The 12,792-nt window shown below is 54.6% G+C and carries 14 protein-coding genes; 3 read left to right on the top strand and 11 right to left on the bottom strand.

The annotated features are described in order from the left end of the window. The first annotated feature begins 60 nt into the window (after window positions 1-60). On the top strand, window positions 61-696 hold the full coding sequence (gene leuE, locus DD606_RS02550) for a leucine efflux protein LeuE (RefSeq protein ID WP_022651359.1): 636 nt from the start codon (window positions 61-63) through the stop codon (window positions 694-696). Between the two features lie 33 nt (window positions 697-729). Here the strand turns inward: leuE and DD606_RS02545 are convergent, their stop codons facing one another. Next, window positions 730-1,026, bottom strand: a complete 297-nt coding sequence (locus DD606_RS02545; protein WP_023314258.1) for a YciI family protein — start codon at window positions 1,024-1,026, stop codon at window positions 730-732. Window positions 1,027-1,247: 221 nt separating this feature from the next. Here DD606_RS02545 and tonB point away from each other — a divergent pair, with 221 nt between their 5' ends. Then, a complete protein-coding gene (tonB, locus tag DD606_RS02540) occupies window positions 1,248-1,976 on the top strand; it encodes a TonB system transport protein TonB (protein ID WP_017384230.1) in 729 nt (242 codons plus the stop codon). A 37-nt stretch (window positions 1,977-2,013) separates the two neighbouring features. Here tonB and yciA read toward each other — a convergent pair whose 3' ends face one another. From yciA to DD606_RS02515, 5 genes are all read right to left on the bottom strand, one after another. Continuing rightward, the gene (yciA, locus tag DD606_RS02535; RefSeq protein ID WP_003856759.1) at window positions 2,014-2,409 is read right to left on the bottom strand and encodes an acyl-CoA thioester hydrolase YciA; all 396 of its coding nucleotides are present in this window, start codon (window positions 2,407-2,409) and stop codon (window positions 2,014-2,016) included. A gap of 98 nt (window positions 2,410-2,507) precedes the next feature. After that, complete coding sequence (locus tag DD606_RS02530) at window positions 2,508-4,694, bottom strand: TonB-dependent siderophore receptor (protein WP_116290721.1); 2,187 nt, start codon at window positions 4,692-4,694, stop codon at window positions 2,508-2,510. A 180-nt stretch (window positions 4,695-4,874) separates the two neighbouring features. Further along, window positions 4,875-5,414 (bottom strand): septation protein A, encoded by a 540-nt coding sequence (locus DD606_RS02525; RefSeq protein ID WP_003856762.1) that lies wholly within the window; start codon window positions 5,412-5,414, stop codon window positions 4,875-4,877. 13 nt (window positions 5,415-5,427) lie between these two features. Then, window positions 5,428-6,171: a YciC family protein gene (locus DD606_RS02520; RefSeq protein ID WP_003856765.1), complete on the bottom strand. Its 744-nt coding sequence runs from the start codon at window positions 6,169-6,171 to the stop codon at window positions 5,428-5,430. A 25-nt stretch (window positions 6,172-6,196) separates the two neighbouring features. After that, window positions 6,197-6,601: a YkgJ family cysteine cluster protein gene (locus DD606_RS02515; protein ID WP_023314254.1), complete on the bottom strand. Its 405-nt coding sequence runs from the start codon at window positions 6,599-6,601 to the stop codon at window positions 6,197-6,199. Window positions 6,602-6,883: 282 nt separating this feature from the next. Between DD606_RS02515 and ompW the strand changes: the two genes are divergently transcribed. After that, entirely contained in the window at window positions 6,884-7,516 is a 633-nt protein-coding gene (gene ompW, locus DD606_RS02510) for an outer membrane protein OmpW (protein ID WP_003856769.1), read from the top strand. A 286-nt stretch (window positions 7,517-7,802) separates the two neighbouring features. On the opposite strand, the gene yedF is transcribed toward ompW, so the two are convergent. From yedF to trpCF, 5 genes are all read right to left on the bottom strand, one after another. Further along, window positions 7,803-8,036, bottom strand: coding sequence for a sulfurtransferase-like selenium metabolism protein YedF (gene yedF, locus DD606_RS02505; protein ID WP_003856774.1), 234 nt, complete (start codon window positions 8,034-8,036; stop codon window positions 7,803-7,805). Continuing rightward, window positions 8,033-9,244, bottom strand: a complete 1,212-nt coding sequence (gene yedE, locus DD606_RS02500; RefSeq protein WP_129258149.1) for a selenium metabolism membrane protein YedE/FdhT — start codon at window positions 9,242-9,244, stop codon at window positions 8,033-8,035. Before yedE ends, yedF begins: the two co-directional genes overlap by 4 nt. Before the next feature lie 174 nt (window positions 9,245-9,418). Continuing rightward, complete coding sequence (gene trpA / locus DD606_RS02495) at window positions 9,419-10,228, bottom strand: tryptophan synthase subunit alpha (RefSeq protein WP_032609356.1); 810 nt, start codon at window positions 10,226-10,228, stop codon at window positions 9,419-9,421. Beyond that, window positions 10,228-11,421, bottom strand: a complete 1,194-nt coding sequence (trpB, locus tag DD606_RS02490; protein WP_003856780.1) for a tryptophan synthase subunit beta — start codon at window positions 11,419-11,421, stop codon at window positions 10,228-10,230. The genes trpA and trpB overlap by 1 nt, the downstream gene beginning before the upstream one ends. Before the next feature lie 10 nt (window positions 11,422-11,431). Continuing rightward, on the bottom strand, window positions 11,432-12,790 hold the full coding sequence (trpCF, locus tag DD606_RS02485) for a bifunctional indole-3-glycerol-phosphate synthase TrpC/phosphoribosylanthranilate isomerase TrpF (protein ID WP_003856781.1): 1,359 nt from the start codon (window positions 12,788-12,790) through the stop codon (window positions 11,432-11,434). Between the last annotated feature and the right edge of the window lie 2 nt (window positions 12,791-12,792).

Raw genomic sequence — 12,792 nt, 5'->3', positions numbered from 1 at the left:
GATTAAGGGGATACCGTAATTCCCGGTATCCCCGCTGTTTTTGAGCGAAAGGAGTGAGACGTGTTTGCGGAGTTTGGTGTACTGAATTTCTGGACCTATGTTGTCGGCGCATTTTTTATCGTGCTGGTTCCAGGACCGAACACCTTGTTTGTGCTGAAAACAGGGATTGGCCACGGCGTTAAGAAAGGCTATCTGGCAGCCACCGGTGTGTTTATTGGTGATGCCGTGCTGATGTTTTTGGCCTGGGCGGGCGTCGCCGCGTTGATCCAGACCACTCCGGTATTATTTAATATTGTCCGCTATCTGGGCGCGTTTTATCTGCTGTGGCTGGGCGGGAAAATGCTCTGGTCCGTTATGATGCGTCAAAAAAATGCGCACGAAAGTAGCGCCGAACCGGCAAGCGCAATCCTTAAGCGTTCGCTGGTGCTGAGCCTGACGAACCCGAAAGCGATTCTCTTTTACGTGTCGTTCTTCGTACAGTTCATTGATGTCAATGCGAAGAATACCGGCACGTCGTTCCTGATCCTCGCCACAACGCTTGAGCTGATCAGCTTCATGTACATGAGCTTCCTGATTTTCTCAGGCGCGTTTGTCACGCGTTACCTCAAAACCAAAAAGAAACTGGCGAAGCTGGGGAACGGGCTGATAGGTCTGCTGTTTGTCGGATTTGCGGCGAGGCTGGCGTCGCTGCACTGAATGAAGAAAAGGCTCCTGAGGGAGCCTTTCGTTTCAGAATACTTTTTTATACGGACGAACCGTGACTTTCTCGTACACGCCGGCTGCGACGTACGGGTCTGCTTCTGCCCAGGCCTGCGCGGCTTCAAGAGATTCAAACTCGGCAATCACCGCGGAGCCGGTAAAACCCGCCGCGCCCGGATCGTTGCTGTCAACGGCAGGCATCGGGCCTGCGGTCAGCAACCGACCTTCATCCTGTAGCAACTGTAAACGCGCCAGATGGGCAGGGCGAACGGAAAGACGTTTTTCCAGAGAATCAGGTACATCTTCAGCGTAAATCACGTAAAGCACGGCAAAGCTCCTTAACCGGTAAAAGTGACAATTACGTTATGTGAAAGCACAAATGACTGCAATGTAAAGATAATAACAATGTTAAAACCCTGATCTGGATGCCCCTTTTTTGCCCTCATGTACGCTTAAATTGCGCCAGGACAAAGTGTCTTATTGAATATGATTGCTATTTGCATTTAAAATCGAGGTTCGGTTTTTTAACGTTGATGATTATGACTTCGATGACCCTTGATTTACCTCGCCGCTTTCCATGGCCGACGCTGCTTTCCGTCGTTATTCACGGTGCTGTCGTGGCGGGTCTGCTCTATACCTCGGTTCATCAGGTTATTGAAATGCCGGCGCCCGCGCAGCCAATTTCTGTGACCATGGTATCGCCTGCGGATCTTGAGCCGCCGCAGGTTGCGCCGCCGCCGCCACAGCCCGTTGTTGAACCCGAGCCAGAGCCAGAGCCCGAGCCGGTTCCTGAACCGCCGAAAGAAGCGCCGGTGGTGATCCATAAGCCGGAGCCGAAACCTAAGCCGAAGCCAAAACCCAAGCCGGTCAAAAAGGTGGAAGAGCGTCCGAAACGCGAAGTGCGTCCGGTTGAGCCACGCGCCACGCAGCCGGTTGAAAATGCCGCCCCGTCACGTCCGCTGATGAATAACACCACGACCGCGACAAAACCGACGGTAACGGCGCCAGCAGGCCCGCGCGCGCTGAGCCGTAACCAGCCGCAGTACCCGGCACGTGCTCAGGCGTTACGTATTGAAGGGCGTGTACGGGTGAAATTCGACGTTACGGCCGATGGACGTGTGGATAACGTGGAAATCCTGTCCGCACAGCCGGCGAATATGTTTGAACGTGAAGTTAAATCGGCCATGCGCAGGTGGCGCTATGAAGCCGGTAAACCCGGCAATGGGTTGATTGTGAACATTGTCTTCCGCCTGAACGGCGGGGCACAGATGGAATAAAAGAAGCCTCCGCAAGGAGGCTTTTTTTACCTGAGGATCAGCTCCGTGGAAGCTGGCGGGGCTTACCGTCGCTATCCACCGCCACATAGATGAACAATGCCTCCGTCGCCTTATAGCGCTGACCAATCGGTTCAGAAGAGACTTTTTTCACCCAGACTTCAATGTTGATGGAGACAGACGTATTGCCGCGTTTTACGCAGCGTGCATAACAGCACACCACGTCCCCCACCGCGACAGGACGCAGGAAGGTCATGCCATCGACCCGGACGGTTACCACGCGCCCGTGTGCAATCTCTTTTGCCAGGATTGCACCGCCCATATCCATCTGAGACATCAACCAGCCGCCAAAAATATCGCCATTGGCATTCGTATCCGCAGGCATTGCCAGTGTGCGTAAAACCAGTTCGCCCTGTGGGGCGTCATTTGTTGTCATTGTTTTTAAACTCGTAACTGAAGACTTCAGGCGGGATGCTACTATGATTTCTGGCTGGAGAGAATAGGGTTAGCGCCCGCAGAGCAGGCGCCTTAGGGTCAGAAGGACAGGGTCACGCCTGCGTAATACGCACGGCCTGGTTCGTTATAGGTCGATGCACCGTCATTTTCACGGTAAATCTGCTTGTCAAAGAGGTTGCTGATGCCGGCATTCAGGCGCAGGTTTTTGGTCAGCTGATAGTTACTGCCGATACCCACGATGGAATACGCGCCGATCTCTCTGTTGGACATCGCATTTTCCTCTTTGCGGATTTCAGCGTTTTCTCTGGGCTTCTGGCGGCCGTACATCGTCCAGCTTACGTTGGCTGAAAGCTTGCTGTTAACCTCCCAGTCCAGCATGGTGTTGACGGTATATTTGGGGATAATCGACAAAGGGTTGCCGGTGTCCTTACTTTCAGACTGAATCATATACGTCGCATTGGTACGCCATGTTAGCGTGTCGCGGATAACCGGGACGGTGAGATTGCCCTCCAGCCCCTCAACAACAGCCTTTCCTCCGTTCTGCCACTGAAGGATATTTGCGCCGCTGCTTGTCTGGCCCAGCACGTCCGTTCCTGAAACGATCTTGTTTTTGTAATCGTTGCGGAACCAGGTTATGCCAGCCTCGTAGCCTTCCAGCGCAAAGGCCAGGCCAATCTCTTTGTTCACGCTGATTTCCGGATCCAGATCCGGGTTACCTAACAGGTAACAGCTTCCTTCGGAAACGTTGTTCGGGCAGCCATTACCGCGGGTGGAAAGCAGATAGCCTTCGCTGGATTGATACAGGTTTGGCGCTTTAAATACCCGAGCGATACCCGCTTTAACCTTGAACATGTCACCCAAATCCTGGGAGACGTTCAGGCTAGGACTCCAGTTGCTGCCGAACTGATTGTGATAATCAAAGCGGATCCCTGGGATCAGGTTGGTGCCCTGACGCGCTTCAATATTGTCCTCAAGATAGATGCCGGTGAGGTCAGCGCTGTTTTTGCTGTTGCGCTCAGAAGCCGTGCCGGGAACGCCGTTAATCACTTCTCCCGACACATTTGTCGCCTGCATTGAGGCCGGATCGTTCAGTTCATCACGGTTCCATTCTGCACCCACGGTTAGCGTCTGTTCGACCAGCCAGAAGAAAGGAATGTTCAGCTCACCCGTTGAACGGTATGACTCCAGCCGGCTGGTATCGTATTTATCGCTATTGATCATCCCCTCAACTTTGCCCGTAGAGCCTTCTTCCAGGCGGGTGTTGTTGGTCTTTTCATAATAGACACCGAACTTTGACTGACCCCAGTCCCAGATGCCGTTGTGCGTAATGCCATAAGACTGGCGGTACATTCGGTTGGTTTCGTGTCCATACAGGGACGACACCAGACCGTCAGGGCTGACGTTGCTGTTGCTGTATTGAGTATCACCCGCGTAGATATTGCCCTGGCGGCTGTAGCTGTAGTCGAAATCGATAATCTGCTGTGGCGTGAGTTTCCAGGAGAGCAGGGCATTGATGTCCTTGTTGCGCACGCCTTCACGTCCGGCGGCGTAAGAGCCATTTTGCGCGGTGTTGATGTCCTGAGCATCTGCGTCAGTTTTATTGATATTCCCGTACAGGCGCATCGTTAACGCATCGCCCGCAAGAGGGCCGCTCAGATCAAAATTAGCGCGTTTCGTCGCCCCCTCTTTATCATTTTCAGGCTGGTTAGTGTACAGGGAGAGCGAGCCGTGCCAGTCGTTGGTCGGGCGTTTGGTAATGATGTTGACGACGCCGCCGGCCGCCCCCGAACCATAGCGGGCGGCAGCAGGTCCCCGGAGCACTTCAATGCGCTCAACCATCTCTGGCGGAACCCAGTTAGTATCCCCGCGGGTGTCGCGCTCCCCGCGCCAGCTGTAGCGCACCGAGTTACGTGACGTCACCGGCACACCGTCAATCAGAATCAGCGTGTTCTCCGGCCCCATACCGCGGATATCGATCTGGCGGTTGTTGCCGCGGCTGCCTGTCGCGCTGTTTCCGGTGAGGTTAACCCCGGGCATTTTGCGAATAATTTCTGAAAGATCGTTAACCGGTGGATCCTTTTCTATGTCCTTTGCCGTGATGATGGAAACCCCCGGCTGTTGCTTCAGCGCCTCTTCAGCGGTGGCCTGAACAACCATTGTTTCACCATCGGCGAGAGGATCTTCCGCTGCGTGCGCGCTCTGGTATAGCGTTGAAAGAATGGCGAGCGTAAGTGTAGCCGGGGCAAATCTTATTATATTATTCATCAACTCATTTCCATTTGTTAAAAATGCGATGACGAATATTAATGATAGTCATTCTCATTACAATAAAGTGACAGCAATCTCCATAAAATCTTCATGATTCAGACATTTTCGCAGGAAGGATGTAGAGAAAAGAGAAGGCGGGAAAAGAGGCCAGACCGCGTGGCGATCTGGCCAGAAGGATCAGTGCTTGTCATCCTGCGGCATGTGGCGATAAATATAAACGCCGCTGAGCAGGGTGAAGATAAGAGTCAGCGCCGTCAGGCCAAACACCTTGAAGTTGACCCAGATATTCTGCGGGAGCCAGAATGCGATATAGATATTCGCCAGACCACACAGAATAAAAAATAGCGCCCAGGCGATGTTCAGACGTCCCCACACAGCCTGCGGCAGGGTCAGTTCTTTCCCCAGCATGCGCTGGATCAGTGGCTTCTTCATCACCCACTGGCTGATGAGGAGTGCGCCCGCAAACAGGCCGTAAATCACCGTGACCTTCCATTTGATAAATTCATCATTGTGGAAGAACAATGTCAGACCACCAAACACCGCCACCATCAGGAAGGTGATGAGCGCCATCTTTTCAACTTTGCGATAGCGAACCCAGCTGTAAATCAGCACCACAGCCGTTGCCACAATCAGCGCCAGCGTGCCGGCATAAATGTCGTACAGCTTATAAAAAGCGAAAAATACGATCAGCGGTAAAAAATCAAGAAACTGCTTCATTCTGCGATCCCAGTTACTGACGAATTAACATGTACAGGCGGAACAAATAGACCAGCAGCACGGCTGAAATCAGATTGCTCAGCGTATTGGCGACAACCGCTCCGACATTTGGCGTTAACACCGCAAAATTCGGCGCAAACAGCAACAGCAGAGTCTTGGCCAGCAGCCAGCTGATAACGGCCGGGGCGACCAGTCGCATATTGGCCCATGCGAGCCTGATGCTGCTGCGCATGGCGGTGAAAATGCCCAGTTTGTCCTGCACAACCATTACTGGCGCGAATGAAAGCACGATAGCCAGCAGCACGCCCGGAACGACCACCAACATGATCCCCATCTGGACCAGCAGCGTGGTCAGGAAGATGAGGATAAACAGCTTTGGCAGCACCGGAGCACTGGCCCCGATTGCACGTAACGCGCTGACGCGTTGGCCGGCAGATACCAGTTGGATCATCAGCAACACGCCACCCGCCAGAATGGCGTTGCCAATCAGACCCGAGAAGGTAGATGCCGCAGATGCGCGCAGCAAGATTTGCTGTTGCTCTGGCGTCATATTCTGCACAAGGTCAAACAACCCTGCGCTGCCTGCAAGATGATCCCCCTGGCTCAGCGTGGCAATCTGTTCATCACTGGGTGAGAACGCATGACCCAGCACCACCGTAATAAAGGCGCACAACAACGCGATCAGTAAAAAGGTAATGAACTGATTGCGGAAAAAATTTCCCGTGTCACGGTAGACAGACTTCGCCGTGATAGACATGCACTCTCCTTGAGTATTGCAGGTGTTAATTAGCCGGCAATTGTACACCGGATAACACGCTGGTGGCAGCATCAAGGCTTGTATGGAAAAGCATATCTTTGTAAAGCGGCGGTAATCCATAGCGGGCGCGGGCGCGATTGCATGCCTCATTGACCTGCCCATCCTCTCCCGACATCGCGAAAGTGCGACACGGGCTGGGGCGATCCGCGTAAATGGAGCAGCGGGTGGATACCCCAGGTTCACCTTCCAGTGCCACACAGCGGCTCTGTTTTTGATTGGTGCCGCACATACAGCGCAGAAAAGGGGTTAAGGGTTCAGTGAGATCGACCGGAACGGTGCCGCCGCCATCGCTGGCTTCAGCCCAATAGAAAGAGACTCGAAAATACGCACAACAGGCTCCGCACGTCATGCACGGGTTATGATCACTCATGGCACACCTGCAAAAGTAGAACGCATCAAATCACATTGTGAGAGTGATAAATTATCCAGCCGCTACAGGAAGCGCAAGAGAGGGAAAACAGAAAATTTTGTAACCATGAAATGCCAAAAATTGACGCGGTAACAACTTATTGCTTTATGAGGCGTCACCAAAAATTAACCTAGATCAATGAATGTTAACTTACTGGTTTTAATGTGATCTGTGTTAGATCACTTATTACTCATTTGTGAGTATATTCTCCTCCGCAATTAAAACCACAACGATGGAGCGGATATGAAAAAATTAGCGGTGGCAGCCCTTATCTTAAGCAGTCTCTCTGGCGGCGCTTACGCGCATGAAGCAGGTGAATTCTTTATTCGTGCCGGTTCGGCAACGGTACGTCCAACGGAAGGGTCCGACAATGTGCTGGGTATGGGCGGGTTTAACGTTAGCAATAACACCCAGTTAGGCCTGACGTTTACGTATATGGCAACGGATAACATTGGCGTCGAGCTTTTAGCCGCCACGCCATTCCGTCACCGCGTCGGTTTAGGACCGACCGGGGACATTGCCACGGTGCACCATTTGCCACCAACGCTGATGGCGCAGTGGTACTTCGGCGATTCCAGCAGCAAGGTGCGCCCTTATATTGGTGCAGGCGTTAACTACACCACCTTCTTTGATGAGAAATTTAACGATACCGGTAAAGAGGCCGGGCTCTCCGATCTCAGCCTGAAAGACTCGTGGGGCATGGCGGGACAGGTTGGTCTGGATTATCTGATTAATCGTGACTGGCTGATCAACGCCTCTGTCTGGTATATGGACATTGATACGGACGTGCGCTTTAAAGCTGGCGGGCAGCAGCAAAGTATCAATACCCGTCTGGATCCGTGGGTATTTATGTTCTCAGCAGGCTATCGTTTCTGACAGAAGATATATCCCCTGTCAGCCGGTGATTGCTGTATGGTGGTTGTTCCACACACCTGTCTGGAGGGGATATCCCCAACATCAAATTTGAGTGTCCGGTTTGTGCAGGTAAACAGTTTCAGTTCACGACGTTCAGCCCAGCACATAGCCTACCTCACGGTGCTATCTGTTCCGTTTGCGGAACACGTCTCACCATTCATTCATGCCTGCCGAAGCTCAGACGACGACGGTGGCCAAAGCCAGTAAACTAGAAAAGGCCTCTGAGAGGCCTTTTTCGATCGTGAAATCACTTCTGAATTAAATAACGAATGGTTGGTCCGTCCTGCTGGATATCCAGCACGGTATAGCCGTGATTTTTGGCATCAAGCGGAATGTTATTGATCGACTGGGGGCAATCGCTCACCACTTCCAGAATTTCACCTTTCTTTAGCTGCGGTAGCGCTTCAAGCGTGGCGACGGCCGGGTAAGGGCAAGGTTCACCCACCATATCGAGACGATAATCAGGCACGATCTCTTTCATGCGGCATTCTCCTGAGTTTCAGTTTTGGCGGTGGCGCGTCGGAAGAAGCGCTTCTCATGTGCAACAACCAGTAAGAAGGCGATGAGCAGCAGGGCATAGGTCACCAGGAGCCCCCCGAGTGGACCAAAGGTTTTCAGCAGGTTGACCTTGTCCCAGTTTGTTGCCAGCACCGGAGAGACGTCATCCCAGTAGCAGGCCAGAAGGGTAGAGCCAATCACGTTACCCAGACCCACCCACCAGTAATGCACCTGGCCTTCCACAGCGCGGTACATCCAGCCGGTTTCACACCCGCCCGCCAGCACGATGCCAAAGCCAAACAGCAGCCCGCCAATCACGGCATTTGGGCCCGCCCACATAATTTTTGGCTCCACGCCGAGCTGAACATAGCTGAAGATGCCAATTGCGCTCACGGCCATGCCGGCAATGATCGCCTTCGCCATCATGGTGCGTCCGGTGATCCACATATCGCGAAACGCGGAGGTAAAGCAGATCTGCGCGCGTTCAATCAGCAGACCAAAGCCGACGCCGAACAGCATGGCCAGACCGAGTTTGGGCTGATTCATTGCCGTGCAAATCGCCCAGGCAACCATAGCAAAAAAGACCAGCATACCGAGGCGGAAACGACGACGCGCCTGATCGGGTTTTTGCGTTAACGGAGAGGCAGCGCTAACTTTCGCCATTTTCACCGGAATGCGGAACAGCGGCAGCAGGGTGAATTTAGCACCGAAGTAGGAGCCGATGGCGGTGGCGACGGCAAAGAACCAGGCATGCAGCGAGAACTGCGGAATGCCGGTAAAGAACGCGGCCAGATTACAGCCCATCGCCAGACGAGCGCCAAACCCGGCAATGATGCCGCCGACCACGGCCTGCATAATGCGGATGCGGCTTTTCGGCATGCGCAACTTAACGTTGTTGGCCCACAGCGCGGCCGCAAAACAGCCGCCGAACATGCCAATGATCATCATTCCGTCGATGCGGGTCAGCGGTGTGCCCTCAAGATGGATCAGTTTGAAGTAGCCCCACTCTTCGGCATGGACGCCTGCCAGCTGTAATAGCTGCCCACCCCAGCGGGTAAACTCGCCCGTAACAGCCCAGAAGGTGCCGGTAATACCGAAATAATAGGTAGAGAGAATGCCTGCCGCGATAACGGCCGGAACAGGTGACCAGAACTTAACCAGGTAAGTCTGTTTGAAGGAATACCATGACATGAATAACCTCTGAACTCAGAAGGGTAACGCTAAAAAGAGCCCAGATCATACGCTTACGCGAAAGTTTGGAAAGTCATTCACACCGAAAATATCGACAGGATCAATTTTGACCTGCTTCTTTCAGGAAGAGAGGAGGGAAAACCGCCTGACGCCGGGGCCAGACGGTGTTAACGGTTACGCCTTGCGCGTGGCCGCTTTCATGGATGTGACGAATGCGTGTAATTCAGCCAGCATCTGCTGTGGCTTATCCACGTTCTTCTCGATAATTTTCACGATAGCCGAACCCGAAATGGCCCCGGCGGCTTTCGCGTCAATCGCCGCAGTAACCTGATCCGGTGAGGAAATGCCAAAGCCCTGAAGCGGCGGTGCAGCATGGTATTCTGCAAGCTTCTCCACCAGATGATGCAGCGGCAGCGCGGCTTTGTTTTCCGCACCGGTGACGCCCGCACGGGAGAGCAGGTAGGTGTAACCTCGTCCGTAAGAGGCAATCTGGCGCAACAGATCGTCATCGGCATTCGGTGGACAGATGAAAATCGGCGCGACGTTGTGGCGCATTGCCGCCTGACGGAATGGCGCAGACTCTTCAACGGGCACGTCAGCCACCAGCACGGAGTCAACGCCCACGCGGGCGCACTCTGCGTAAAACGCATCAATGCCGCGGCTGAACACCAGGTTGGCGTACATCAGCAGGCCGATCGGAATGGTCGGGTGCTTCTGACGGATCGCCGCCAGCATTTCAAAGCACTGGCTCGGCGTCACGCCCGCGGCAAACGCGCGTAGCGTTGCGTTCTGAATGGTCGGGCCATCCGCCAGCGGATCGGAGAACGGAATACCGAGCTCCAGCGCGTCGGCACCGGCATCAATCAGGGTGTCGATAATCTTCAGCGACTGCTCCGGGCCGGGGTCGCCCAGCGTCACGAAGGGAACGAACGCGCCTTCCTGGCGGGCTTTCAGTTGTGCAAATGCGTTGTCGTAGCGTTCCATCAGATTTCCCCTCGTGCTTTCAGAATATCGTGAACGGTGAAGATATCTTTGTCACCGCGACCGGAAAGGTTTACCACCAGCAGCTGCTCTTTTTCCGGGTTTTCCTTCATCATTTTCAGCGCGTGCGCCAGCGCGTGGGAAGACTCCAGCGCCGGGATGATCCCTTCATTGCGGCACAGCGTTTTGAAGGCCTCCAGCGCTTCGTCATCGGTGATGGAGACATAATCCGCGCGGCCGGTGCTGTTCAGGAACGCGTGCTGCGGCCCTACGGACGGGAAATCCAGCCCGGCAGAGATCGAGTAAGACTCCTCAATCTGCCCTTCATCGGTCTGCATCATCGGGGCCTTCATGCCGAAGTAGATCCCCACGCGGCCATGCTTCAGCGGCGCACCATGCTCGCCCGTTTCAATGCCGTGGCCGGCAGGCTCAACGCCAATCAGCCCAACGCTGGTTTCGTCGATAAAATCGGCAAACATGCCGATGGCGTTAGATCCGCCGCCAACGCAGGCGATCACCGCATCCGGCAGGCGACCCTCTTTTTCGAGGATCTGCGCTTTAGTCTCTTCGCCGATCATGCGCTGGAATTCACGCACGATGGTCGGGAACGGGTGCGGGCCCGCGGCGGTACCGAGCATGTAGTGGGCGGTTTCGTAGCTGCCAGACCAGTCGCGCAGCGCTTCATTACAGGCATCTTTCAGCGTGGCAGAACCGCTGTGCACCGGGATCACTTCCGCCCCCATCAGACGCATACGGAACACGTTTGGCGACTGGCGCTCAACGTCCTTCGCCCCCATGTAAATGCGGCATTTCAGGCCGAGCAGGGCGCTGGCGAGCGCTGAGGCCACACCGTGCTGCCCCGCGCCGGTTTCGGCGATGATTTCGGTTTTACCCATCCGCTTCGCGAGCAGCGCCTGGCCCAGCACCTGGTTAGTTTTATGCGCGCCACCGTGCAGCAAATCTTCACGCTTAAGATACAGCGTAGTTTTAGTGCCTTCGGTCAGGTTGCGGCACTTTGTCAGCGCCGTCGGACGACCGGCGTAGTTTTTCAGCAGGTCAGTAAACTCCGCCTGAAACGCCGGATCTTTCTGTGCGCTCACGAACGCTTCTTCCAGCTGGCGCAGCGCGGGCATCAGGATTTGTGGGACATACATCCCACCGAACTCACCAAAATACGGGTTAAGTAATGTCGTCATCTTCTCTTCCTTAATATGCACGCAGAGTTTTAAATACCGATGCCAGCTTGCTGGCGTCTTTAATGCCCGGTTGGGACTCTACGCCTGAATTGAAATCGAGGCCGGCGCAGCCGGTTTTGGCCGCTTCCACACAGTTATCGGGGCTTAATCCCCCCGCCAGCAGGACATTGTCCAGCACTTCGCCACGCAGCAGTGACCAGTCGAAACGCTGCCCCGTGCCGCCCTGGCCGTTGTCGAGCACGTATTTATCAACATGCTTCAGGTTACGCGCTGGCAGGGTGGCGCCAACGCTTTGCGCTTTCCAGATCTGAACCTGAGGCGCCAGAGCATGTCGCAGAGCATCAATGTACGCCTGATCTTCATCGCCATGCAGCTGAACCGCGCTCAGGGATAACGCGTCCGCTTTAGCCGCAACGTCGTTAATATCCGCATCGCGGAACACGCCCACGTAGTTCAGTGGCGCAGCCGCCATCACCTTGCGCGCCTGTTCCTCATTAACGGCGCGAGGAGAGGACTCAACAAAGATCAGACCACCATAGATTGCGCCCGCTTCATATGCGGCCTGCGCATCCTGTTCACGGGTCAGGCCGCAGACTTTGTTCTCACCCAACAGCACGCGGCGCACGGCCGCATTAAGATCGTCGTGTTCCATCATCGCGGAGCCGATCAGGAAACCGTTGGCAAAGTGGCTGAGTTCGCGCACCTGAGCGTAGCTGTTTATCCCGGATTCGCTGATCACCGTGACGCCCGCGCCCAGACGCGGCGCAAGCTGGCGCGTACGGTTGAGGTCAATCGACAGGTCGCGCAGGTCGCGGTTGTTAATGCCGACCACTTTGGCTTCCAGCGCGATGGCGCGCTCCAGCTCCTCTTCGTTGCTCACTTCGGTCAGTACGCCCATATTCAGGCTGTGCGCGACGGCGGAGAGCTGGCGATACTGCTCGTCATCCAGCACGGAGAGCATCAGCAGGCAGGCATCGGCCTGGTAAAAGCGCGCCAGCCAGATCTGATACGGGTCGATAATAAAGTCTTTGCACAGAATCGGCTGCGGCGCGATGCCGCTGACTACGGGCAGAAAATCGAAGCTGCCCTGAAAATATTTCTCATCCGTCAGCACAGAAATGGCAGACGCATGATGCTTGTAGATACCGGCAATACGCGCCGGGTCGAAATCGTCACGGATCACGCCTTTGGACGGAGACGCTTTTTTACACTCCAGAATAAACGCGGTACGCGCGCCCTGAAGCGCATCATAAAAACGACGGCTGCTCGGAACGACGTCATTCTGAAAACTGGCGAGCGGCTGCTGTTGCTTGCGGGCTTCCACCCAGATGGCCTTATCGGCGACGATTTTCGCTAAAACGGTCTGCATTA

The sequence above is a fragment of the Enterobacter cloacae complex sp. GF14B genome (assembly GCF_004136805.1).
Lineage (GTDB): Bacteria > Pseudomonadota > Gammaproteobacteria > Enterobacterales > Enterobacteriaceae > Enterobacter > Enterobacter hormaechei_C.
The sequence above is the reverse complement of the archived record's forward strand: the minus strand, read 5'-3'. Positions and strand labels throughout refer to the sequence as shown.